The organism is Cupriavidus sp. GW823-FHT06D04 (genome assembly GCF_058795055.1).
In genome coordinates this window covers 12,062-34,952 of record NZ_JBXAHL010000023.1, presented here as the reverse complement: position 1 = coordinate 34,952, position 22,891 = coordinate 12,062, and the positions used below count along the sequence as shown (strand labels likewise).

At 67.2% G+C, this 22,891-nt stretch carries 20 protein-coding genes; 7 read left to right on the top strand and 13 right to left on the bottom strand.

Translation table 11 applies throughout. The features are described 5' to 3' along the window. Positions 1 to 34 precede the first annotated feature (34 nt). On the top strand, positions 35 to 1,489 hold the full coding sequence (locus AC1Q7H_RS24770; protein WP_492381839.1) for an aminotransferase-like domain-containing protein: 1,455 nt from the start codon (positions 35 to 37) through the stop codon (positions 1,487 to 1,489). Beyond that, a complete protein-coding gene (locus AC1Q7H_RS24765; protein WP_010814452.1) occupies positions 1,476 to 1,742 on the top strand; it encodes a helix-turn-helix domain-containing protein in 267 nt (88 codons plus the stop codon). Before AC1Q7H_RS24770 ends, AC1Q7H_RS24765 begins: the two co-directional genes overlap by 14 nt. Positions 1,743 to 1,766: 24 nt before the next feature. Here the strand turns inward: AC1Q7H_RS24765 and moaA are convergent, their stop codons facing one another. From moaA to AC1Q7H_RS24720, 9 genes are all read right to left on the bottom strand, one after another. After that, positions 1,767 to 2,867, bottom strand: a complete 1,101-nt coding sequence (gene moaA / locus AC1Q7H_RS24760) for a GTP 3',8-cyclase MoaA (RefSeq protein ID WP_492378056.1) — start codon at positions 2,865 to 2,867, stop codon at positions 1,767 to 1,769. A gap of 147 nt (positions 2,868 to 3,014) precedes the next feature. Further along, complete coding sequence (locus AC1Q7H_RS24755; RefSeq protein WP_153953536.1) at positions 3,015 to 3,848, bottom strand: HlyD family secretion protein; 834 nt, start codon at positions 3,846 to 3,848, stop codon at positions 3,015 to 3,017. After that, positions 3,845 to 4,057, bottom strand: a complete 213-nt coding sequence (locus tag AC1Q7H_RS24750; protein WP_013953112.1) for a DUF1656 domain-containing protein — start codon at positions 4,055 to 4,057, stop codon at positions 3,845 to 3,847. Before AC1Q7H_RS24750 ends, AC1Q7H_RS24755 begins: the two co-directional genes overlap by 4 nt. Then, a complete protein-coding gene (locus AC1Q7H_RS24745; protein ID WP_492381838.1) occupies positions 4,044 to 6,134 on the bottom strand; it encodes an FUSC family protein in 2,091 nt (696 codons plus the stop codon). Before AC1Q7H_RS24745 ends, AC1Q7H_RS24750 begins: the two co-directional genes overlap by 14 nt. Before the next feature lie 4 nt (positions 6,135 to 6,138). Beyond that, a complete protein-coding gene (locus AC1Q7H_RS24740; protein WP_153953539.1) occupies positions 6,139 to 6,276 on the bottom strand; it encodes a DUF2474 family protein in 138 nt (45 codons plus the stop codon). Beyond that, positions 6,276 to 7,283 (bottom strand): cytochrome d ubiquinol oxidase subunit II, encoded by a 1,008-nt coding sequence (cydB, locus tag AC1Q7H_RS24735; protein ID WP_013953109.1) that lies wholly within the window; start codon positions 7,281 to 7,283, stop codon positions 6,276 to 6,278. The genes AC1Q7H_RS24740 and cydB overlap by 1 nt, the downstream gene beginning before the upstream one ends. A 13-nt stretch (positions 7,284 to 7,296) precedes the next feature. Further along, on the bottom strand, positions 7,297 to 8,736 hold the full coding sequence (locus AC1Q7H_RS24730) for a cytochrome ubiquinol oxidase subunit I (protein WP_153953540.1): 1,440 nt from the start codon (positions 8,734 to 8,736) through the stop codon (positions 7,297 to 7,299). A gap of 255 nt (positions 8,737 to 8,991) precedes the next feature. Beyond that, complete coding sequence (locus AC1Q7H_RS24725; RefSeq protein ID WP_010809255.1) at positions 8,992 to 9,114, bottom strand: MFS transporter small subunit; 123 nt, start codon at positions 9,112 to 9,114, stop codon at positions 8,992 to 8,994. 43 nt (positions 9,115 to 9,157) lie between these two features. Continuing rightward, positions 9,158 to 10,588, bottom strand: coding sequence for an L-lactate MFS transporter (locus AC1Q7H_RS24720; protein ID WP_013953106.1), 1,431 nt, complete (start codon positions 10,586 to 10,588; stop codon positions 9,158 to 9,160). 298 nt (positions 10,589 to 10,886) lie between these two features. On the opposite strand from AC1Q7H_RS24720, the gene AC1Q7H_RS24715 reads away from it, so the two are divergent. Further along, a complete protein-coding gene (locus AC1Q7H_RS24715) occupies positions 10,887 to 12,290 on the top strand; it encodes a sigma-54-dependent transcriptional regulator (RefSeq protein WP_049800646.1) in 1,404 nt (467 codons plus the stop codon). Further along, positions 12,263 to 14,326 (top strand): sensor histidine kinase, encoded by a 2,064-nt coding sequence (locus AC1Q7H_RS24710; protein ID WP_492378059.1) that lies wholly within the window; start codon positions 12,263 to 12,265, stop codon positions 14,324 to 14,326. The genes AC1Q7H_RS24715 and AC1Q7H_RS24710 overlap by 28 nt, the downstream gene beginning before the upstream one ends. 32 nt (positions 14,327 to 14,358) lie before the next feature. Here the strand turns inward: AC1Q7H_RS24710 and AC1Q7H_RS24705 are convergent, their stop codons facing one another. The 4 genes from AC1Q7H_RS24705 to AC1Q7H_RS24690 form a co-directional block, all read right to left on the bottom strand. Further along, a complete protein-coding gene (locus AC1Q7H_RS24705) occupies positions 14,359 to 15,153 on the bottom strand; it encodes an alpha/beta fold hydrolase (RefSeq protein WP_211981546.1) in 795 nt (264 codons plus the stop codon). 97 nt (positions 15,154 to 15,250) lie between these two features. Next, the gene (locus tag AC1Q7H_RS24700) at positions 15,251 to 16,756 is read right to left on the bottom strand and encodes a DASS family sodium-coupled anion symporter (RefSeq protein WP_492378060.1); all 1,506 of its coding nucleotides are present in this window, start codon (positions 16,754 to 16,756) and stop codon (positions 15,251 to 15,253) included. Between the two features lie 108 nt (positions 16,757 to 16,864). Continuing rightward, a complete protein-coding gene (locus AC1Q7H_RS24695) occupies positions 16,865 to 17,998 on the bottom strand; it encodes a DUF3300 domain-containing protein (RefSeq protein WP_211981544.1) in 1,134 nt (377 codons plus the stop codon). Then, complete coding sequence (locus tag AC1Q7H_RS24690; RefSeq protein ID WP_211981543.1) at positions 17,995 to 18,888, bottom strand: DUF2950 domain-containing protein; 894 nt, start codon at positions 18,886 to 18,888, stop codon at positions 17,995 to 17,997. The genes AC1Q7H_RS24695 and AC1Q7H_RS24690 overlap by 4 nt, the downstream gene beginning before the upstream one ends. Positions 18,889 to 19,284: 396 nt before the next feature. On the opposite strand from AC1Q7H_RS24690, the gene AC1Q7H_RS24685 reads away from it, so the two are divergent. Genes AC1Q7H_RS24685 through AC1Q7H_RS24675 form a run of 3 tightly spaced genes read left to right on the top strand, consistent with a single transcriptional unit; the run spans position 19,285 to position 22,851 of the window. Beyond that, positions 19,285 to 19,923 carry a 2Fe-2S iron-sulfur cluster-binding protein gene (locus tag AC1Q7H_RS24685; protein WP_211982190.1) on the top strand — a complete coding sequence of 213 codons (639 nt, stop codon included), beginning with the start codon at positions 19,285 to 19,287 and terminating at the stop codon, positions 19,921 to 19,923. 14 nt (positions 19,924 to 19,937) lie between these two features. Next, positions 19,938 to 21,587 carry an FAD-binding protein gene (locus AC1Q7H_RS24680; protein WP_211981542.1) on the top strand — a complete coding sequence of 550 codons (1,650 nt, stop codon included), beginning with the start codon at positions 19,938 to 19,940 and terminating at the stop codon, positions 21,585 to 21,587. Positions 21,588 to 21,606: 19 nt separating this feature from the next. Continuing rightward, entirely contained in the window at positions 21,607 to 22,851 is a 1,245-nt protein-coding gene (locus AC1Q7H_RS24675) for a complex I 51 kDa subunit family protein (RefSeq protein WP_153953547.1), read from the top strand. The last annotated feature ends 40 nt before the right edge of the window (positions 22,852 to 22,891 follow it).

The window sequence follows — 22,891 nt, the reverse complement described above, 5'->3', positions numbered from 1 at the left end:
CACCGACGGGGCGCAAGGGAAAGGGGAGCGCAGCGTGAAACTATATGAAAAACTGGCTGCGGACATCGAGGCATTGGTGCAACAGGGCGTGCTGCTGCCCGGCGAGCGGATTCCCTCGGTGCGGCAGACCAGCCAGCACCACCGCATGAGCATCACCACGGTGATCCGGGCCTACGTCTTGCTGGAGAGCCGCGGCATCATCGAAAGCCGGCCGCAGTCCGGCTACTTTGTGCGCGCGCGGCCGGGCGAGCCGGTGTTCGAGCTGCGCCCGTCCAGGCCCAGTGCCAAGCCCTCAGCGGTGGACGTCAGCGCGCTGGTGCTTTCCACGCTGCGCTCGATCCGTTCCGATGATGCCGTGCCGCTCGGTTCGCCCTATCCGGACCCTTCGCTGTTTCCGTGGCAGCGCATCAACCAGTACGCCAACAACATCGCGCGCCGCTATGCCAAGTGGACCATGCTCGACGACCTGCCGCCCGGCAGCCCCGAGCTGATCCGGCAGATCTCGCGCCGCTACCTGGAGAACGGCTACGCCATCGATCCGAACGAGGTGATCGTCACCATCGGCGCGACCGAGGCCATCAACCTCTGCCTGCAGGCGGTGGCCAGGCCGGGCGATACCATCGCGGTGGAGTCGCCGACCTTCTACGCCATGCTCCATGCCATCGAACGGCTGGGCATGCGCGCCATCGAGGTGGCGACCGATCCGGCGGAGGGCATCGACATCGGCGAGCTGGCGCGGCTGATCGAAGAAAAGGGCGTGGCTGCCTGCATGGTGATGCCCAATTTCCAGAACCCGCTCGGCTTCCAGATGCCCGATGAGAAGAAGCGCGCGCTGGTGGCCATGCTGACCGAGAAGGACATCCCCGTCATCGAGAACGACGTCTACGGCGAGCTCTATTACGGCGAGGCCCATCCCAGTTCATTGAAGGCGTTTGACAAGGCCGGCATCGTGCTGCATTGCTCGTCGTTCTCCAAGACGCTGACCAATGCCTACCGGATCGGCTGGGCGCTGCCGGGCCGCTACCGCGAGGCCGTGGAACGACTCAAGTTCCTCAACACGCTGACCACGCCGGCGATTCCGCAACTGGCGATTGCCGAGTTCCTGAAGAACGACGGCTACGACTTCCACCTGCGGCGGGTGCGCAAGGCCTATGCGCAGCAGGCCAGCATCATGGCCGCCGCGGTGCGCAGGTTCTTCCCGGACGGCACCACCACGTCGCGCCCCGCGGGGGGCTATGTGCTGTGGGTGCAGTTGCCGGAGGGCATCGATGCGATGGAGATGTACCACGCCGCGCTGGAGCACCGCATCACCGTTGCGCCGGGGCATATGTTTGCGCCCGGGGCCACTTACGGCAACTGCATCCGGCTGAACTACAGCTCGGAATGGACGCCCGGCATCGAGTCCGCCGTGCAGACGCTGGGCAAAATCGCACAGCACCTGCTGGCACGCAGCCGGGAACGCGTAGAGGAAGAGCATGCAAGACGCTGACATCGATCCCGCCATGGTCGCGGCGCTCCAGGTCCTGTGGCAGGCTGGGCGCGAGGGTGGCGGCAGCCCCTGGTCGCTCGCCAAGATCGCGAAGCGGGCACAACTGCCGATGAGCGTGCTGCGGCGCGTGTTGACGCAGCTGCAGGCCGCCGGACTGGCGGACGTGGCGATCGACGAGGAAGGCCGCGGTCACGCGAGCCTGACACCAGCCGGCGCGGAGCTTGCCGCGCAGGCCTTCCCGAATCCTGACTGAGTGACCGGGAGCCGCGCCCGCGGCTCAGCCCCCGACCAGCGACATGCGCACCGTCGGGTACTGGCGCTTGCCGCTGGCCAGCCGGTCAGCGCGCAGCTCAGAGTAGCGGTCGCCGCGGGCCTGCCACGCTTGCCGGACCGCGTCCGCCACGGCTTCATCCGGGTGGGCGGTGCCCAGGTGCTGGCGCAGGTCGACGGAACTGGTGGCGAACAGGCACAGGTGCAGCCGGCCGTCGACCGAAACGCGTGCGCGGGTGCAATCGCCGCAGAATGGGTGCGAAACGCTGGAGATAAAGCCCACCTTCAGGCTGCCGTCGGCCAGCAGGTAGTTGCTGGCGGTTTCGCCGTCGCGCCGAGTGACCGGCAGCAGCGCATGCGCGCGTTCGACCATGCCGCGGATCTCGTCGGACGGGACGACGCGCGACTGTGACCAGCCGCTCGGGCCTTCCACATCCATATATTCGATAAAGCGCAGCGTGACGTCGCTGCCGCGGAAGTGTTCGACCAGCGGCAGCACCTGCGCGTCGTTGGTGCCGCGCTCGACCACGCAGTTGACCTTGACTGGCGCCAAGCCCGCCGCGATGGCCGCGTCGATGCCCTCCAGCACGCGGCCGACCGGGAAATCCACATCGTTTATGGCGCGGAAGATCTGGTCGTCGAGGCTGTCCAGGCTGACCGTGACCCGGCCCAGGCCCGCGTCGCGCAGCGAACGCGCCTTGCGGGCCAGCAGGCTGCCGTTGGTGGTCATGGCCACTTCCACCTGCCGGCCCTCCAGGGTACGCATGGCCGCAATGCGTTCGACCAGAGACTCGATGCCTTTGCGCAGCAGCGGCTCGCCGCCGGTCAGGCGCACCTTCTCAACGCCCAGGCTGACAAAGGCGCGCACGATGCACAGCAATTCGGCATCGGACAGGCGCTGCTCAGGCGACAGGAACGGATAGTCGCGCCCGAAGCGCTCCTTGGGCATGCAGTAGGTGCAGCGGAAGTTGCACTGGTCGATCACCGAGAGGCGCAGGTCGCGCAGCGGACGGCCCAGCTGGTCCCGGCAGGCGGGTGATGCGTGGTCCGGCTCGGGCGCCTCAAAACTGCGGGCGGCGGGCATTTTTTGCACAAGCGCTGCTTGCATGGCGAATCTCCCGGGGGCAATGGGGTAGGGCATGGCGCATGCCATGCCATCCATGGTACGAACCGATGGCCGCCCGGCAGGCGCACAAATCGGCAGGAGCGGAAGCAGAACAGTTCCGGCGGGACCGGTGCGGCTGAATTGGGCGCCTCATTCGCGCGGCGCCCGGATGCGCACCGTCGCGGTCTGGCCGGCGATCAGGTGGGCCCCGGCCGGCACCTGGTCCAGCGCGATGCGCACCGGTATGCGCTGCGCCAGGCGCACCCAGTTGAAGGTCGGGTTGACGCTGGGGAGCATGTTCGGCCCGATGGCGCGGTCCTGGTCCTCGATGCCGGGCGCAATGCTCTGCACATGTCCGCGCAAGGGGGTGCGCTGGCCCATGATGTGCACTTCGGCGGCGCTGCCGACGCGGATCGCGGGCAGCTTGGTTTCCTCGAAATAGCCCTCCACGTACTGCGAGCCGCTGGCCACCACCGACAGGGCTGGCTTGCCGCGGGTGGCAAAGTCGCCGGCGCGCGGCAGGCGGTCGCTGACATAGCCGTCGACCGGGCTGGTCACGCGGCAGCGGGCCAGGTTCAGCCTGGCCACGTCCACCGCGGCATCGGCTTCGTCGATGCGCGCCTGCGCGGCGGCCAGGGCGGCAACGCCGGCCGCGTTCGACGCCTGGCGCCGGCCCAGTGCCAGCGCGGCGCGCGCCGAAGCGGCCTCGGCCTGCGCCTGTTTCAGGGCCAGGCTGAAGCGGTCCTGGTCCACCACGAACAGGACCTGGCCGCGTTGCACCCGGGCGTTGTCGCCGACGAGCACGGCCGTGACCAGGCCGGAGACATCCGGCGCGACCTGGATCACTTCTGCGCGCACATGGCCGTCGCGGGTCCAGGGCGCCTCGGTGTAGTACTGCCACAAATGCCAGGCGGTCAGCGCCGCGGCGACCACGGCCGCCAAGGTCACCGCAACGGGGCCGAGCAGTGAAAGTTTGCGAATCATGATGGGGCCTGCCAGACGAGCGCGACGATCGCGCCCAGTACGAGGATATAGAGCGAGAAATTGAACAAGGACCGGTGCCAGATGATGCGGTAGAAGCCGATCCGGGCGAGCACGACGCGCACGCCGGCGGTCACGGCGAAGGCGGCCAGCATCCACACCACGGTGGCTGGCACGAACACGCCGTACAGGTCGAACTCAGTGGCGTGCATGGTGATCTCCTTCATGCGGATGCAGGGCAAGCCGCAGGGTGGCCAGTGCCGCCAGCGCGGTGCGCGGGCTGCCATGGGCCGTCGTGGTCAGCGCCGCGAAGGCCGCGTCGATGTGCGCGGCCAGCGCCGGCGCGGGCGGGCTAGCATGGCCGGTGCGCGCGCATTGGCGGTAGTGGCGTGCGACCCCTGCCAGCACGCGCTCCACGGCCCGGCGGCGCGGCGCGGGCACGCCAGCCGGGACGCGCCGCAGCGCGAGCGCGGCTGATTCGACCAGGAAGTCGGCAACGGCGCTGCCGGCCTGCCTGCCGCTGGCATTGTTGCGGCGGGTCAATGGCGGCCACTGGCGCAGCAGCCGGTCCAGCATGCGGCCGCGCAGCCGCGCGCTGTTGACCGGCGCGCGCGGGTGCGCCGCCAGCGCGATCTCGTTCCAGTTGGCCCTGGCCAGCCGGTAGGCCACCAGTTGCTGGCCGAAGGGCTGCATCAGGACTGCCCACAAGGCCGCGAACACCTGCGCCGCCAGGCTCGCCAGGCTGCTGTTGAAGATGCCGGCGAAACTGGCGGCGGTCAGGTGCTGCGGGCCCGGGAACGACGCCGCCGTGACCGCCAGCAACACGCCGAACAGCGCGTTGCGCGGCTGCGTGGTCATGGCGCCGATGACCAGGTAGGGGCCGCACAGCAGGGCGGCAAGCGAGCCAAAGTCATGGGCCAGTTGCAGCACCACGAACTGGTAGTACCAGGACAGCAAGGCACAGCCGATGCTCCACGCGATCACCCGGCCGGCCATCAGCCGCGGCTCCGCGGTGGTGGCGATAAAGCAGCTGGCGAGCGCGGCCAGGCCGACCGGGCCGGCACCATCGACCCACCCCGACACCATCCACAGCAGGCCCGCGACGAAGGTGGCCGAGCCGGCGGTAGCGCCGCGGAACAACAGCTGCGCGTGATCATGGTGCCGGGCCTGCCCGGCGGGTTCCACGCGGTAGCGCAGCGCGGTGGGCTCGCTCCCGCCCTGGCGCAGGCTGGCCTGCAGCAGGCGGCAGTCCTGCCAGAGATCGCCCAGTTCATCCAGGTAAGTGCAGGTCGCCGCGACCAGCCGTGCATGCCAGTCCGCGGGTGCGGCCGGCGTGCTGCCTGCCGGGTACCAGGAAGGCGGGGGCCGGGACGCACCGGCGTCGCCGGCGATCCAGGCCAGCGTGGCGCGCATGCGCTGCGCGACGGCGTCAGGCATGCCCGCCGGATGCCGGCGCAAGGCGCTGGCGGCATCGGCCAGCGCGAGCACCAGCGGCAGCAGGGCCGTCATGCGCTGGTGCAGGGCACGTGCGCGCCGCAGGGTCAGGGCGCCGTCGGCTTCATAGGTCAGCTGGGCCAGCTGGGTTTCCATTGCGAGGATATCGGCGGCCAGCAGGCTGAAGCTGTCATGGCGCTGGCCTGCGCTGGCACCGGCGGCCAGCACGTCGGTGATCCAGCGCGAGGCATGGTCCAGCCACGCCGACGCGCGTGCGGCCAGCGCCGGCGTGGTGCGCGAGGGAAAGACCACAGCGCTGACCACGCTGGCGCAGACGATGCCGATGATGATTTCCTCGATGCGGGTGAGGGCCACGTCAAAGACGGTGGCCGGGTTGGTGACCGTCGGCAGCGCCACGATCGGCAGTGTATAGGCGGCCAGCAGGCAGATGTAGTTGCGCGGCGCCGGTTCCAGCAAGGACAGGTAGAGCATGGTGCCGGTCCAGCACGCGATCGCGGCCATCAGCAGCATGGGCTCGTCGACCAGCCAGGGCACCAGCGCCACCGCGCACACGGCGCCCAGCAGCGTGCCGAAGACGCGGTAGGTGCCCTTGGCATAGGTGGCGCCGGCCAGCGGGCTGGACACCAGGTAGACGGTGGCCATGGCCCAGTAGGGCCGCGGCAGCCCGAGCGCCAGCGCCACGTAGAGCGCCAGCATTGCCGCGCCGAACACCTTCAGCGAATGCAGCCAGGGTGCAAGGTCGGCGCGTCGCGCCCAGGCTGCCGCGAGCGTGTCGAGCACGCCGGCGGTGCGCGCGGGCAGCGCGGGGCGTGAGAGCGGACTTGAGGACGGCATGGCTTCAGTTGGCAAGCCCAGCCGCGCGCATCAGCAGCTTCATCAGGCTGGCGCAGACGAAGACCGTGCCGACCCCTGCCAGCCACAGGGCCAGCAGCCAGCCCAGGCGCGCCGCCAGCCGCGAATGCAGGATCCCGGCCATCAGTGGTACCCCTCCCCGCGCTTGACCTTGCCGCGAAACACGTAATAGGACCAGGAGGTGTAGGCCAGGATGATCGGCACGATAAACAGGGTGCCGACCAGCGCGAAGCCCTGGCTTTGCGGAGGCGACGACGCGTCGAAGATCGAGATCGACGGCGGGATGATATTGGGCCAGATGCTGATGGCAAGCCCCGTATAACCCATGAAGATCATCAGCAGCGCGTACAGGAACGGCGACACGTTCGGGTGGTTGCGCAGGGACCGGTAGATGCCGAAGGCGGAGAACAACACCAGCAGCGGCACCGGCAGGAAGAAGAACAGGTTGGGCAGCGCGAACCAGCGTTGCGCGATCTCCGGATGGGTCAGCGGCGTCCACACGCTCACCGCGGCGACCATTGCCAGCATCACGCCGGTCAGCACGTTGGTCACGCGCAGCATGGTCCATTGCAGGCGGCCCTCGGTCTTCATGATGAGCCAGGTGACCCCGAGGAAGGCATAGGTAATCACCACGCCCACGCCGCAGAAGATCGGGAACGGCGCCAGCCAGTCGAGCGCGCCGCCGGTGAAGGTGGTGCCTTCCATGGTGATGCCGTCGATATAGGCGCCCAGCGTCACGCCCTGGAAGAAGGCGGCGACCACCGATCCCCACGTGAACGCGGCATCCCAGTAAGGGCGGCTGCGGTCGCTGGCCTTGAAGCGGAATTCAAAGGCCACGCCGCGGAAGATCAGCCCCATCAGCATGAACATCAGCGGCAGGTAGAAGGCGCTGAGCAGCACCGAGTAGGCCAGCGGGAAGGCGCCCAGCAGCGCCGCGCCGCCCAGCACCAGCCAGGTTTCGTTGCCGTCCCAGACCGGCGCCACCGTGTTCATCATGACGTCGCGGTCATGACGGTCGCCGACGAAGGGGAAGAGAATGCCGATGCCAAGATCGAATCCGTCCATGATGACGTACATCATCACGCCGAAGAAGATCAGGGCGGCCCAGATAACGGGAAGGTTGATACCCATGTTGATCACCTGTTCAGGATTCGCGCTGGCCGTGCGGGGCCATCGGGTTGGGTGTGGAAGCCGCGGCGATGGCGGCGGGAACGACGCTGCCGGGGCCGTAGGACGGCTCATCGTGCGGGTGCGCGTCGGGGGCGGGGCCGGCGCTGGCCAGCCTGAGCATGTAGCGGATGCCCACGCCGAAGCAGACGAAGTAGATCACCACGAACAACGCCAGCGACAGCGCCACCGGGCCGGCGGCATGCGCGGAAACGGCATCATGGGTACGCAGCAGTCCATAGACCACCCACGGCTGGCGGCCGATCTCGGTGGTCATCCAGCCGGCCAGCAGCGCGACCAGGCCGGCGGGGCCCATCACCACCGCGAGGCGCAGGAAGGCCTTGGACCGGTACAAGGCGCCATTGCGGCGCAGCACCCAACCCAGCAGGCCGAACAGGATCATCGCCACGCCCAGCCCAACCATGACGCGGAAGGTGAAGAACAGCACCGTGGCATTGGGGCGGTCTTCTCTGGGGAAGTCCTTCAGGCCGCGGATCTGGCCGTCAAGGCTGTGCGTGAGGATCAGGCTGCCCAGGCGCGGAATCTCGATGGCGTAGCGGGTTTCCTCGCGTTCCATGTCGGGGATGCCGAAGACGATCAGCGGGAAGCCGCCCTTGTCATCCCTGGCGGCGGTGTTCCAGTGCCCCTCCATCGCCGCGATCTTGGCGGGCTGGTGCTCCAGCGTGTTCAGGCCGTGGGCGTCGCCCACCACCGCCTGGATCGGCGCCGCGATCAGTACCATCCACAGGGCCATCGACAGCATCTTGCGGGCGGCGGGCACGGCGCGGTCATGCAGCAGCTGCCAGGCCGAGGATGCCGCCACGAACAGTGCCGTGGACAGCAGCGCGGCGATCACCATGTGCGTGAGGCGGTAGGGGAACGACGGGTTGAAGATCACCTCGAGCCAGTCGGTGGGCACCACCTTGCCGGCAACGACGACGTAGCCGGCCGGCGTATGCATCCAGCTGTTCGACGCCAGGATCCAGGTGGAGGAAATCATGGTGCCGAGAGCCACCATCACCGTCGAGAAGAAATGCAGCCCCGGCCCGACGCGGTTCCAGCCGAACAGCATCACGCCCAGGAAGCCCGCTTCCAGGAAGAAGGCGGTCAGCACCTCGTAGGTCAGCAGCGGTCCGGTGACGCTCCCCGCAAACTGCGAGAAGCCAGACCAGTTGGTGCCGAACTCATAGGCCATGACCAGGCCGGAAACGACCCCCATGCCGAAGTTCAACGCGAAGATCTTGATCCAGAACTGGTACAGGGTCCTGTACACCGTGTCCTTGGTGTAGAGCCAGCGTGCTTCCAGGAACGCCAGGAAACATGCCAGCCCGATCGTGATGGCGGGAAATAAGATATGAAAGGAAACCGTGAATCCGAACTGGATTCGAGCGAGCTCCAGGGCTGTGAGTCCGTGCATCGATGTGCTCTCCGTGGGGTTGCCGCCGGCACGACGGCGTGTCGCGCGACACTACGGACAAGCGTAAGGAGTACAGCCTGCCCGCGAAGGATACAGTTCTTGCAGAACCGCTAAAGCTCAGTTTGCAGAGCCGGAAGAAGCGCTCGCCAGGCGCCGCAAAGCAAATACAGATAGCGCCATTGCGCGGGATCACAGTCATGGATGGACCCCGCTGCATCGACGGATCGTGATGCAGCGGACGGCCAGGGCGAGCGCTTAGCTGAACAGCTTCATGGCCTTCCCGAGGGTCGACCAGATGCCCGCGCCCAGCGGGATCAGCACATAGGCCCAGAACGCGAGCAGCAGCAGCGTCTTGCCGAAAGTTCGGTCGTCTTGCACGGTGGTGTCTCCTGTGTATTGGTATCGGAATCCGGGGTGGCGCTCAGGCTGCGCTGGTGGCTTCGCGCAGGTGGTGGCGCTCATGCACCGGCCGGATCAGCAGGTTGCAGACGAACCCCGCCACCAGCAGGCCGGCCATGATGTGCAGGGTGTCGACATAGACCTCTGACCTGGGAACGCCCATGGCCAGCTTGTGCTCGCGGATGTAGTTGACCAGCGCCGGGCCGGCAATGCCGGCGGCGGCCCAGGCGGTCAGCAGGCGGCCGTGGATGCCGCCGACGTAGGCGGTGCCGAACATGTCAGCCAGGTAGGCGGGAATGGTGCTGAAGCCGCCGCCATACATGGTCAGGATCAAGAAGTAGCAGGCCACGAACAGGGCCACGTTGCCGGACGCGCCGACGGCCGGCACCGCCATGTACAGCGCGGCGCCAAAGGCGAAGAAGATGGCATAGGTGATCTTGCGGCCGAAGTAGTCGCTGGCGGAGCTCCACAGGAAGCGCCCCGTCATGTTGCCGATGCTGAGCAGGCCGACGAAGCCGGCGGCGGCTGCCGCAGTGATGCTGCCCTTGAAGGTTTCCTGGATCATCACCGCAGCCTGGCCCAGCACGCCGATGCCGGCGGTGATGTTCAGGAACAGGATCACCCACAGCAGGTAGAATTGCGGCGTCTTCAGCGCCTGGTCGATGTGCACGTGGGCGTGCGTGACCATCTTGCGGGCCTTGGTGGTGGGAACGTAGCCCGGGGGCGCCCAGCCCGGGAGCGGGATGCGGATGGCCAGCGCGCCGATCGACATCGAGATGAAGTAGACCACGCCCATCACCAGGAAGGTCTGTGCCACGCCCGCGCTGGTCGCGCTCTTGAAGGTGTTCATCAGCGCGACCGAGAGCGGCGCGCCAATCATCGCGCCGCCGCCGAAGCCCATGATCGCCATGCCGGTGGCCATGCCGCGGCGGTCGGGGAACCAGCGGATCAGCGTGGACACCGGCGACACGTAGCCCAGCCCCAGCCCGATCCCGCCCAGCACGCCGTAGCCCAGGTACAGCAGCCAGATCTGGTGCAGCCAGATGCCGAGCGCCGACACCAGGAAGCCGCCGCCGAAGCAGCACGCCGCCGTGAACATGGTGCGCCGCGGCCCGACCTTCTCCAGCCACTTGCCGGCAAATGCGGCAGAGATGCCGAGGAAGAAGATCGCCAGCGAGAACACCCAGCCCAGCGTGGTCAGTTGCCAGTCGCCCGGCGCCGACTGCGTGACGCCGAGGATCCGGGTCAGCGGTTCGTTGAAGACCGAGAAGGCATAGGCCTGGCCGATGCACAGATGCACCGCCAGCGCGGCGGGCGGAACCATCCAGCGGTTGAAGCCGGGGCGGGCGATGATGGCCTCCTTGGAGAAGGCCGACGGGCGTGACGTTGGCCGGGACGGCGACGCGTGTTGGGACTTCTGCGAGGGCGTTTGCGCTTGCGCGGGGTATGACATGAAGTTGTCTCCTACCTGGAAGTGGCAGCCTCTTCTTGCGCGTGATGCGATGGGCTGGAGTGCGTGGTTCAGCAAAAGCCATGCCCATGGCGGATTTCGTTTGCCGTCAATGGCTTGCCGCGCGCGGACCGGGCCGTCAGGCGCAGCCGTGGACAAAATGTCCTGGCGGCGGCCCCGCGCGCGGGCCAAACTGTCCATCCGTGGCCGCGGTTTGCGGGGCTGGCTCGGTTTACCCCCAATACAGGCGGATAGCGCACTGTCGCTAGACTCTTCCCTTGCCCCCGCAACTACTAAAGTGATGAACGAAAGACAAAGCAACGCAGCCGATGCCGACAACTGGCAGCGCCGCACGATCCTGGTGGTGGACGACGAGGCCGGCATGCGTTCGTTCCTGTCGCGCGCGCTCGAAGGCAAGGTGGGCAGCGTGGTGACGGCCGACAGCGCCGAAGCGGGTGCCGCGCTGCTGGAGCAACGGCATTTCGACCTGATCCTGCTAGACGTGGCGCTGCCCGGTATCAGCGGGGTGGAGTGGCTCAAGGCACTGCGCGCGGCCGGCAACCCCGCCGATGTGATCCTGATGACCGCCTTCGCCGACATGGACACGGCGATTGCCGCGCTGCGCTCGGGCGCGGCGGACTTCATCGTCAAGCCGTTCCGTGTCGACCAGATGCTCAATGCGATCCGGCGCTGCTTTGACCGGACCCGGCTCGCGCGGGAGAACTACCTGCTGCGCCGCGAGCTGGACAAGTACACCATCCACAAGCACTTCATCGGCGAGTCCGAGGCCATGAAGAAGGTCATGGCGCTGGTGGCACGGGTGGCACCGATGCCATCGACGGTACTGGTGACGGGCGAGTCCGGCACCGGCAAGGAAGTGGTGGCGCGCGAACTGCATCACCTGAGCGGACGGCAGGGCCAGTTCGTGCCGCTGAACTGCGGCGCGATGGCGCCCGAGATCATCGAAAGCGAATTGTTCGGCCACGCCAAGGGTGCCTTCACCGGCGCGGCCGGCGGGCGCCATGGCCTGTTTCTCTATGCCGACGGCGGCACGCTGTTCCTGGACGAGATCTCGGAGCTGCCGCTGGGGATGCAGGCCAAGCTGTTGCGAGTGATCGAGGACCGGCGCATCCGGCCGCTCGGCACCGAGCGCGAAATTGCCGTGGACGTGCGCATCGTCGCGGCCTGCAACCGCAACCTGGCCAACGAGGTCGCCGCCGGGCGCTTCCGCCAGGACCTGTACTACCGGCTCGACGTTGTGTCCATCGCCATCCCGCCGTTGCGCACGCGGCCGGAAGACATCGTGCCGCTGGCCGAGCATTTCTCGGAGCAGCTGTCGGCCCAGCTCGGACTGCCCGCGGTGCCGCTCTCGCCCTCATTGATCCGGGTGCTCAAGGGCTACGACTGGCCAGGCAATGCGCGCGAGCTGCGCAACCTCGTGGAGCGGGCGCTGATCCTTGGCGAATACCCGGTCGAGCTGCTCGCGCACCAGGCCGATTCGCCTCAAGCGAACCTGCCGGAAGCGGAGCACGAGGACGCAGCCATGCCGGCCGACGACGGCACGCTGCTGGAGTCGGTGGAGCGGAGGCACATCCTGCAGGTACTGGCGGCCGAGGGCGGCAACCGGGTGGAAGCGGCGCGCCGGCTTGGCATCTCGCGCCGCACGCTGGACCGCAAATGCCTGCAGTGGGGCCTGCGTCCTTGAGCCCGGCCGCGCTGCTGCGCCGCTATCGCGCCTCGCTGCGGGCCAAGCTTGTGTCCATCGTGGTCGCGCCGCTGCTGGTGGCGCTGCTGGTGCTGCTGCTGATCATGGGGTTGTGGGGTAATCGCGCGTTCCAGGCCTTGCTGGCCTACAAGGTCAACAGCGACCTGCTGGTCGCCCACGAGTACTTCGAGCATATGGTGGGCGGCGTGGAAGACCGGGTCCTGCAGGAGGCGCGCTCACATGCGCTGGTGGCCGGGCTTGGCCGCGGCAACGCCATGCCCGCCATCCTGGCCGACGCGCGGCGCACGCACGGGCTGGACTTCCTGCAACTGCTGGATCCGCAAGGGCGGCTGCTTGCCGCTGCGCCCGCTGGCACAGGGGCTGACCCTGCCGCCTGGCGCATCGTGAGCAGCGCCGCGGCCGGCCGCGCGGCGGCCGCCACCGACGCCTGGTCCGCGGCCCAGCTGGCATCCGTGTCCGCCGAGCTTGCCCGGCGCGCGCAGGTGGCGCTGCGGCCCACCGCCAATGCGGTGCCCACCGACAAGACCCTGGAAACCCGCGGCATGGTGGTGCACGCGGCGGCGCCGGTGTTCGATGAAGCCGGCACACTGGTGGCGATCCTGCACGGCGGCACCTTGCTGAACAACAACCTCGGCTTTATCGACACCATCAACGCGCTGGTCTACCAGCCCGAGTCATTGCCCCGCGGCAGCCAGGGCACGGCGACCCTGTTCCTGGACGACACGCGCATCGCCACCAACGTGCGGCTGTTCCATGGCGAGCGCGCGCTGGGCACGCGGGTCTCGCGCCAGGTACGCGACAAGGTGCTGCTGCGCGGCGAGAAATGGCTGGACCTGGCCTTCGTGGTCAACGACTGGTACATGAGCGCCTATGAGCCGATCGCGGACAGCCGCGGCCAGCGCATCGGCATGCTGTACGTGGGTTACCTGGCCAAGCCGATCAGCCAGGCCAAGGACCTGGCGCTGGGCGTGCTGGTGGGCCTGTTCTTGCTGCTGGGCGTGGCCGGCGCGCTCTTTTCGCTGCTGTGGGCTAGGCGCGTGTTTGCGCCGATGGCGCGGATGGTCGGCACCATGCGCGCGCTCAAGGCCGGCAACACCGGGGCACGCGTCGGCCCGGTGGGCAGCGAAGACGAGCTGGGCCAGCTTGCCGGCCAGTTCGACCAGTTGCTGTCTGACCTGCAGCAGCGCAACGCCCAGCTCAAGGACTGGGCGGACTCGCTCGATCGCAAGGTGGCCGAACGCACCCGCGAGCTGGAAGAATCCAACGCCGTCCTGCGGGCGGCCCGGCAGCAGCTGATCACGTCGGAAAAGCTCGCCGTGGCGGGACAGCTCACCGCCGGCGTGGCCCATGAGGTCAACAACCCGATTGCCGTGATCCAGGGCAACCTGGACGTGGCGCGCGAGATCCTGGGCCCGGCCGCGGAGCCGGTCCGCCATGAGCTGCGGCTGATCGACGAGCAGGTCCGACGCATCCAGCAGCTGACCAACCGGCTGCTGCAGTTTGTCCGGCCAGAGGCCTACGCCGGCAATATGGAGCGCCTGGACGTGGGTGAAGTGGCGGCCGGCTGCGTCGACCTGGTCCGGCACATGCTGAAGGGCGCGTCGATCCGGGTCGAGCTGGACTGCCTGGCCACACGGCAGGTGCGCATCAGCCGCAGCGAGTTGCAGCAGGTCGTGGTCAACCTGCTGACCAATGCCATCCACGCCATGCCCGAGGGCGGCACGCTCACTCTGGGCACGCGCGACTGGGAAGGGCAGGGCGTGACGCTGCACGTGCGCGACACCGGCCACGGCATCCGGGAAGAAGACCTGCCCAACCTGTTCAATCCGTTCTTCACGACCAAAAAGCAGATGGGGACGGGCCTCGGCCTATCGATCAGCTATGCGCTGGTGGAGCGCTACGGCGGCCGCATTACCGTGGAGAGCGCGGTGGGACAGGGCGCCGAGTTCATTGTCTGGCTGCGCGAGGACGGGGCGGCCCCGGCGCAGGCAGAGGCGGGCGGCGGTGAGCCATGACATGGCATGATGGCGCCGTGCCCTCGCACCGATCATCGCTCGTGCTTGGCAATGAAGGCTTCCACAGTGTCGTGCAGGAGTACGGGCTTCTCCAGGAAGATGAAGTGGCCACCGTCCAGGGTGGCAAACTCCGCTCCCGGAATCCGCGCTGCAAGCTCCGCAGAGAAGTACGGCGGGGCGCAGAAGTCGCGCTCGCCCACCAGTACCAGCGTCGGTGTCGTGATCGATGGAAGATCATCGAAGGCGTCGTGTCCTACGATCATGTCGATCCGGGCAAAGCCGATTTCCGGGTCGAACGTGCCGGCCGATGCGGCATTCACCCACGCCTGCACCTGCTCCGGGTGCTCGCGGCTGAATTTCGGGTCGAACAGAAATAGTGCGTTCGCCTCGGTGGACGCGCGCAGGCCGGAATCGGTCAGCATGCGTCGCCGCATGTCGAACTGGCGACGGTAGACGGCGTCCGCGCGAGCAATCGAAGAGACAATGGTCGCGCTGCGCAATCGTTCGCGGTGATGGATCGCCAGCAGCTGCGCGATGGCGCCTCCGGTCGAGGACCCGACCACATGGACCGGCCCACACCCGACTGCCTCGATGACCCGCGCCATGTCCCGCGCGTGTTGCGCAATCGTCATGCCGCGCGCGGTGCGCTCGGACTGACCGGTGCCGCGGTGATCCGGCACGATCACCTGGTGATGCCCGGCGAACAGGTCGATCTGTGGCCCCCAGGAGGCGCCCACTCCCGCAAGCCCCGCCAGGAGAAGCACGGGCGAACCCTGGCCCTTGACCTCGTAGTGGATCGAAACACCGTCGGACGTTACGGATGGCATTTTGCGTCTCCGGGTTCAGAGCGAGGCGAAGAAGCGGCCGAACGCGTCGACCTGGCGGGATCACGAGCGGTTCATCGGGCGTCGTCCGGCTGCGTGTTCACCAGAAGCCAAGCACCTTCCACCAGACGCTCCCGACCACGGCGAAGATCAGCAGCTCCACCACGCACATCACAAAGCCGACGCGCCACCAGGTTCCCATCATGACAAAACCGCTGCCGAAGATGATCGGCGAGGTGCCTGTCGCATAGTGGGTCAGCGTCATCATGATCGCCGAGCCGGCCGCCATAAGCAGCATGAACGGCACCACATACTCTGGCGGCATCAGATGGACTCCGACTGTCAGGAAGGCGAGCATCATCGCACTGATGTGCGCGGTCGTGCTGGCGAACAGGTAGTGCGAGAACACGAAGACCGCCACCAGGATCGCAGCCGTGCCACCCCAGCCGATGCCACTGGCCACAATCGCGTCGCTCATGCCCTTCGAGAACCACCCGATCACACCCTGCTTGTTCAGTTGCTCGGCCAGCATGATCAGCGCACCGAACCATATCAGCGTGTCCCAGGCGCTCTTCTCGGACAGCACGTCGTCCCAGTCGAGGGTGCCAGTGATGATCAGCACGAACAAGCCGACCAAGGCGACCACCGTCGGGTCCAGCGTGAGCGAAGGACCGAACACCATCGCCGGAACGTTGGCCCATAGCAGCAGCAGCAGCGCGAAGGTGAATATCATGACCATTTCCTTCGGCGACACTGGACCCATCTTCGCCATTTCGGCGTGCGCATACTCCACCGCATTAGGTGTGGCCTTGAGCTGCGGCGGCGACAACACAAAGATAACCAGCGGCATCACCAGCATGCATAGCAGGCCGGGCACCAACATGCAAAGTGCCCAGCTCGTCCAGCTCAGATGCAGACTCTGGTTGGTCGCCTTGGCGATGTAGTCCACCACCAGCGGGTTCGGGGCGGTGGCGGTCACGAACATCGCCGAGGAGATAGGATTGGCGTGATAGTTGACCAACGCCAGGTAGGTGCCGACCTTGCCCTCCGTGCCCTTGGCCGGGTCCGAGTCGAATGCATTGGCGATCGACTTCATGATCGGATGCACGATGCCGCCACCGCGCGCGGTATTGCTCGGTGTGAAGGGCGCCAGCACCAACTCGCAGGTGGCTAGGCCATAGCCGATGCCTATCGTTCGTTTCCCCATCAGGGCGATGAACATCAGGCCGATACGGGTGCCCAGGCCGGTCTTCTTCACGCCGCGGGAGATCAGGATGGCCACCACGATCAGCCAGATCAACGGACTGTCGAAGGCGGTCAGCGCATCGGCGATCGCCCCCTTGGACGAGGTCGAGGTCACCTGCGACAACGAGAGGACCACGATGGCCATCATCGCCATCACCCCGATCGGCATGACCTTCAGGATGATCGCAACGATTGTGGTCAGGAAGATGGCAACCAGGCCCCAAGCCTTGGGCGTGAGCCCCTCTGGCACAGGCAGCAGCAGCAAGGTGATCAGCACCACCGTCGTGATCAGGGCGGGGCCCAGCCGGAACGGGACCACGCTATTGAAGTAGAGGAACGCCGCTTTCAGTTTGGTGAGCATCTTGCGATCCTTCCCAGAAGAGTTGATGGAGTTCCGGATGCAGACAGGGCAGCCCAACCGCCGACCAGAGGAACGCGACCTACACCGCCCGAGACGGGCATTGCTTCCCTAACGTCGTCCACCGCCACCTCGTCCGCCGCCAAAGCCACCGCCGAAACCGCCGGCGCGGCCGGAGCCTGAATGCAGGCTCGCGCTTCCGCGATTGACGTCACGCTGCACGGCGCTGCCGCCACTGCCCACGCCCTGGAAGCCATTGTCCCGGCCCCCCGAAGCATCGCGCCCGCGAAAGTTGTTGCGGCCCGCCGCATCGGCCATGCTCCGGCCGTATCTCTCCCGTGTGGCATTATCGCGATAGGCAACACCCTGGCGGTGCCGCGCGTCGTGCTGCCAGCGGCCTCCCTTGAACTTGCTGGCGTCGAAATTGCGGTCGATGTTCCGGGCCTTGTGGTGCTCCACATGTACCCCGCCATTGTTCCAGTCGCAGTCGCCAAATATGGCAATGGCCCCGGCCAGGCCGATGCCCCATGCGATGCCTCCGACGAAGGCATCGCCGGGGTAGTAGGGCGCGTAGGGTGGCCAGTAGTAGTACGGGTAGCCCGCATAGCCCCAGCCGCCGTAGACGATCGCCGGGTCATACACCGGCACATAGATCACCTGGGGATCCGCCGGCTCGATGCGCACGATGGTCTGCTGCGCGGCTTCACCGGAGGTTGCGGTTTCCACGGTCACGGTCTGCTGCGGCCCCGACTTGAGGTGTCCGGCTTGCTGGGCGCGCACACGCAGGCGCTGCACGGCATTGAAAACCTCCTTCTGCTGGGCCAGGAATGCATCCCCCAGCTTCTGGGTCCAGTCCAGCTTGTCGCCCATTGGCGCAAGGATCTGCGGAAACGCCACTAGCGATTTCACGCTGACGTCCCAGGACTCGTTCTGCACCGCCTTGACTGCGTCGTCACCCTTGAGGTTCGGATGGGCCTTGCTCCAGCGCGCGGCGAGGGCGACTTCCAGTGGGTAGGTGGAGGCCATCAACACCTGTGACAGCAGCGGATCGGGATAGAGCGCGATCGGCGCCACCAGCGCCTCGATTTCTTCCGCCTTGTAAGGCGCGGGTTCCTTCTGGGCCTGCATCGTGCCCTCGCGGGACATCGCCGGCGTGGCCGTACCCGCTGCGGGCGGAGCGGCGCTTTGGCACCCGCCGAGCGCAAGCAGGACACAGCAAGCGGTGGTCAGGGCGCGCGGGTTCATGGCGACACCTTCCGCCAGCCGGGAGCTGGATCAAAGGATGTCGTTGCCGCTGCCTTGGCGGCACTGTTGGTTCCGAGGTCGCGCTCATAGACCTGACCCTTGTGGCTGATGATGAAGCTCATCACGCCGGTGTCGCCGTAGCGCACGGGCCAGGCCATGACCGCGAAGCCGCCGAACAGCTCGCCGTCGACGACATAGTTCACGCTGCCGCCATCGCCGTGCGACCCTTGCGCGGTGAGGAGCTTGTAATGGTAGCCGTGGTAGCCCTCCTTGCTTGCATTGCGCGTGCCGGCGTCACGGAAAGCCGGCCCGAGCGGGCTCTGTGGTTCATCCGGTCCGCTCGGCCAGTAGAGTCCGTCGTGCTTGCCCGGCGAACTGGACAGCCTGCCGGCGTAGACGAGCCGTTTCCCGCCATCGTGGCTCGTCTGGGCGTATTCGGTCTGCGCATCGCAGATGGCCCGCATGGTCTGGATCACCGCGAGTTCGTTGCGCCCGATGCGGCGCAGGCGCATTTCCCGGGCGCCGGCCAGCGTGTCGAACTGCCAGCCCTTGGCTGACCTGACCAGCGGTACGGGCAGGGTCCATCCGTCGTCGCCCGCGACGATGGACGCGTGCTTGCCCCTTTGCTGCACGCGATGCGCTTGTGTCCAGGCCGTGTTGAACTTGTTCCGCGCTTCGGCGCCGACCGGGGGGATGATGTCGCGGAAGTTGGTGCCCAGCATGGCTCGCATGGCCGTCTCGTCGTCATTGAGGACCGCTTGGCCAAAGGCCGCCATGGCTGCATCCGGCGAGTCGAAAACCTGGCGCGCGAAGGCATGCGTCGCACCAAACAGGCAGATGCAGCTCAGCGCGGCGAGGAGCCCGCAAGAAAATCTCGGCAGTCTTGCCATGGCCCGGTCCCTGAGCGTCATGATTTGCCGGCACGCTGGTCGCATGGTAAGGCGCCATCTGGCGTAAATGGTCAGCCCCGGGCTGCGGGTCGCGTTTGGGCACGCAGGCGGATCCACGCATGCGGCCTGATCGCGGCGGTGGGAAGTGCGGTGCAGCATGGGTCCTCAGGGCTCCGATTCAAAGCAAGAGCGGCACGCCGGTCATAAGGAATACGGCGATGCAGATCACGCCGCGATCCCGGTTGCCGCAAGCAGCGAAGCGAGCGGTGTCCAGCAAGCCTGGATGCGGCGCCCCCTTCGCAATGACCTCCCTTGTGCTAAGGTTTATATGACCTTTTCTGTGGAAATGCCAGTGTGGCGCTAACGACGCCGGGCAATAAAGGCGACGCGATGGGACTGGTACGCTTGAGCATCGAAGGACGCTCGGTCGAAGCACCGGCAAACTGCTCCATCCTGCAGGCCTTCCTGCACGCGGGGGAAACGCTTGTCGAAGGCGTCGGCTGCATGGGCCAGGGGGTGTGCGGCTCATGCCGCGTCATGGTGCGGCGCAACGGCGAGCAGGATGTCAAGACCGCGCTCGCCTGCGAAACGCTGGTCGAAGATGGCATGCAGGTCGCGTTCCTGGATTACTTCACGGCGTCGGAGCGGCACGTCTATCGTATCGAGGAAATCGGCGACAGCTGGGACGCCTTGCAAACAATCTCTGAAGTATTCCCGGAGGCCGCGCATTGCCGTCACTGCAGCGGATGCGACCGGGCCTGTCCGAAGGGACTCGATGTTCAGGAGGGCGTGAGGTTCGCGGTGGAGGGCAAGCTGACCGCCTCGGGCCAGGTGTTCGACGAATGCGTCATGTGCAACCTCTGCACGCTGGCCTGCCCAGAGCATATCCGGCCCAACCATCTCGGCCTGTTCGTGCGGCGGATGATCGCGGCGCAGACGCTGCGGCCGGCCAATCTCATGCTGCGCCTGCAGCAGATCGAGAACGGCGCGATGACGATCGACTTTGACGCACCCGGCGCGCAGCCGCCGCGCTGACGGGACGAACCATCATGCCAGCTGGCATCCCCTACGAAGAGGCGCGCAAGCGCTACCGTCCAGGTGTGGCGCCGGCGGTGCGCGGCGATGACATCTCCGTCGAAGCACTGCTAAAGGCCTATCACCCCGACCACGGGCCCAATGCGCGCGTCGCGCTGGCCGTCGGCGTCAACCGCGGCGAGCCTTGTCAGCCGGATCTCGCGCGCTATCTGCAAGCCAATGCGCTGATCGACGACGTCGATATTGCCGGGGCGCAACTCGTGTCCACCGATGTGCTGATCATCGGCGGGGGCGGTGGCGGCTGCGCGGCGGCGCTGACCGCGGCCAGGCAAGGCGCGCAGGTGATTCTCGCCACCAAGCTGCGCCTCGGTGACAGCAACACCGTGATGGCCGAAGGCGGGATCCAGGCGGCTATCGGCGAGGACGACAGTCCCCAATTGCATTTTGAGGACACCTTGCGCGCCGGGCACTTCTGCGGCGAGCCCGAGCTGGTCGCGCAGATGGTGATGGACGGACCCGACGTGATCCGATGGCTGATCCGGCTGGGCATGATGTTCGATCAGGAGGAAGACCGGCCCCTCGGCGGCAACCTTCTGCGCAAGAAGCCAGGGGGAGCATCGGCCGCGCGCATTCTCTCCTACCGGGACTATACCGGCCTGGAAATGATGCGCGTGCTGCGCGAGGCGGTGGACCTCGAGGCCGGCATCGCGGTGTGGAACCGCTGCCCCGCAGTCGAGCTGCTGTCCGACGAGCGGGGGCGCTGCGCCGGGGCGGTGATCTACAACCTCGAATGGCGCACCTTTATGCTGGTGCGCGCGCGCGCCGTGATTCTCGCCACCGGCGGGGCGGGGCGCCTGCACCTGAATGCCTTCCCGACGTCCAACCATTACGGGGCTACCGCAGACGGCCTGGTGCTGGCCTATCGGATCGGGGCGCGCCTGCGCGAGCTGGATTCGTTTCAATACCATCCCACCGGCATCGCCTACCCGCCGCACCTGGCGGGCGGCCTGATCTCGGAAGCCGCCCGCTCGGCCGGCGCGAAGCTGATCAACGGCGAGGGCGAGCGTTTCGTCGATGAACTCAAGCCGCGGGACATCGTGGCCTCGGCAATCCTGCGCGAATGCGCGCAGGGGCGCGGCATCGAGCGGGGCGGACAGGTTGGTGTCTTCCTCGACACGCCGACGCTGGAAATGGAGAACCCCGGCATCCTGGAAAAACGGCTCGTGACGCTGCGCCATCTCGCCCACAAGTGCGGGCAGGATGCGTCCCAGGAGCCGTTCCTTGTCTACCCGACCCTGCACTACCAGAACGGCGGCGTTGCCATCGACATGGAGGGCGCGACCAGCGTGCCAGGGCTCTATTGCGTCGGCGAGGTCACGGGCGGCATTCATGGGCGCAACCGGTTGATGGGCAACGCGCTGCTCGATATCCTGAGCATGGGCCGGCGCGCCGGTGCCAGCGCGGCGCAAGCCGGGCGCAGCGCCATGGCCGCCCGCGCCGGCATCGGCCACGTGCACGCCTGGCAGCGGGAACTGACGCTGGCCGGGCTGCCCCTGCATGTCAAGGCACCGCAGCTGTTCCCCGGCTACGCGAATTTCGATCTGCGCGTCGACGCAGGGTTGCACTCCGGCGCGTGGGGCCGGGCGGTCGGCGGCACCCGGTAAGCGGGGCACGGAGCGCGCGATGGAACAGCTCAATCAGGTTCTGCTCAACGAGGACATCCGGGTTGGCGCCGACCTGGATGCCTGGCTGGCACGCGGCGGCGGAGAGGGGCTGGCCCGGGCCCTGCGCGAACCGGCCGCGGTCATTGCCGAGATCGAGCAGGCCGACCTGCGCGGGATGGGCGGCGCTGGTTTCGCGACGCATCGAAAATGGGCGCCGGTGGCCGCCGCGGCGGCTGGCGACAAGTACATCATCTGCAATGGCAACGAAGACGAGCCGGGGACATTCAAGGACCGCTTTCTGCTTGAGCACACGCCGCACCAGGTGATCGAGGGCGCGCTGATCGCCGCGGCCGCCACCCGCGCCAACCATGTCGTGCTGTACGTCAATCCCCATCAGCCGCTGTCGCTGGCGCGGACGCGCGAGGCGGTGCAGCAATGGCAGGCACACCCGCAGTTCGCCGAGCTGGCCGGGCTGGTCGGCGGACCGGTGTCGCTTCGCGTCCTGCCCAGCTCTGGCTTGTATATCGGCGGCGAGGAAACCGCGGTCATCGCGAGCGTCGAGGGCGGGTTCCCGTTTCCGCGCCGCAAGCCGCCCTTTCCCGCCGAATACGGCGTGCATGGCGCACCGACCGTCGTCAACAATACCGAGACGCTGGCCCACGTACCGGGCATCTTGCGCAACGGTGCCCAGTGGTATCGCGGCCTCGGCATCGGTCATGCCGCCGGAACCAAGTTGTACTCGCTCTCGGGCGATGTCTTGCGGCCTGGCCTGTATGAGCTGCCGATGGGCACGAGCCTTGAAACCCTCGTGTTCCGGCATGGCGGCGGGATGCTCCAGGGCAAGGAGTTCAAGGCGGTCTTCACGGGCGGTCCCTCCAATACGCTGCTGACCAAGCGCGATCTCGATGTGGCGCTGGACTTCGACTCCGTGCGGCAACGGCGTTCGCGGCTGGGAACCGGTGCGATGATCGTGGTGTCGGAAGGGACCAGCATCGTCCGCAAGGTGGCAGAGTACGTCAGCTTCTTCGCCCAGGGCTCGTGCGGCCAGTGCCCGCCATGCAAGGGCGGGACCTTCCAGCTGATGCGCCTGCTGAACCGGATCGATACGGGCCGCGGCGTGCGCGCGGACCTGGAATCGTTGGAAAACCTGTGCCGCATCCTTCCCGGCAGCGGGCGTTGTGGCCTGATCGACGGCGCCGTGACGGTGGTGGACAGTTCCCTCCATCAGTTCCGGGAGGAATACGAGGCGCTCCTGATGGCATAGGCTCGGCATCGAACGCCCGGTTTGCGAGGCGTCGCGCCAT

Bases quoted from the DNA above. Each gene is read 5' to 3' on its own strand.
- AC1Q7H_RS24765 (WP_010814452.1), top strand. From the start codon at position 1,476: ATGCAAGACGCTGACATCGATCCCGCCATGGTCGCGGCGCTCCAGGTC.
- moaA (WP_492378056.1), bottom strand. From the start codon at position 2,867: ATGCAAGCAGCGCTTGTGCAAAAAATGCCCGCCGCCCGCAGTTTTGAG.
- AC1Q7H_RS24755 (WP_153953536.1), bottom strand. From the start codon at position 3,848: ATGATTCGCAAACTTTCACTGCTCGGCCCCGTTGCGGTGACCTTGGCG.
- AC1Q7H_RS24750 (WP_013953112.1), bottom strand. From the start codon at position 4,057: ATGCACGCCACTGAGTTCGACCTGTACGGCGTGTTCGTGCCAGCCACC.
- AC1Q7H_RS24745 (WP_492381838.1), bottom strand. From the start codon at position 6,134: ATGCCGTCCTCAAGTCCGCTCTCACGCCCCGCGCTGCCCGCGCGCACC.
- AC1Q7H_RS24740 (WP_153953539.1), bottom strand. From the start codon at position 6,276: ATGGCCGGGATCCTGCATTCGCGGCTGGCGGCGCGCCTGGGCTGGCTG.
- cydB (WP_013953109.1), bottom strand. From the start codon at position 7,283: ATGGGTATCAACCTTCCCGTTATCTGGGCCGCCCTGATCTTCTTCGGC.
- AC1Q7H_RS24730 (WP_153953540.1), bottom strand. From the start codon at position 8,736: ATGCACGGACTCACAGCCCTGGAGCTCGCTCGAATCCAGTTCGGATTC.
- AC1Q7H_RS24720 (WP_013953106.1), bottom strand. From the start codon at position 10,588: ATGTCATACCCCGCGCAAGCGCAAACGCCCTCGCAGAAGTCCCAACAC.
- AC1Q7H_RS24715 (WP_049800646.1), top strand. From the start codon at position 10,887: ATGAACGAAAGACAAAGCAACGCAGCCGATGCCGACAACTGGCAGCGC.
- AC1Q7H_RS24710 (WP_492378059.1), top strand. From the start codon at position 12,263: ATGCCTGCAGTGGGGCCTGCGTCCTTGAGCCCGGCCGCGCTGCTGCGC.
- AC1Q7H_RS24705 (WP_211981546.1), bottom strand. From the start codon at position 15,153: ATGCCATCCGTAACGTCCGACGGTGTTTCGATCCACTACGAGGTCAAG.
- AC1Q7H_RS24700 (WP_492378060.1), bottom strand. From the start codon at position 16,756: ATGCTCACCAAACTGAAAGCGGCGTTCCTCTACTTCAATAGCGTGGTC.
- AC1Q7H_RS24695 (WP_211981544.1), bottom strand. From the start codon at position 17,998: ATGAACCCGCGCGCCCTGACCACCGCTTGCTGTGTCCTGCTTGCGCTC.
- AC1Q7H_RS24690 (WP_211981543.1), bottom strand. From the start codon at position 18,888: ATGGCAAGACTGCCGAGATTTTCTTGCGGGCTCCTCGCCGCGCTGAGC.
- AC1Q7H_RS24680 (WP_211981542.1), top strand. From the start codon at position 19,938: ATGCCAGCTGGCATCCCCTACGAAGAGGCGCGCAAGCGCTACCGTCCA.
- AC1Q7H_RS24675 (WP_153953547.1), top strand. From the start codon at position 21,607: ATGGAACAGCTCAATCAGGTTCTGCTCAACGAGGACATCCGGGTTGGC.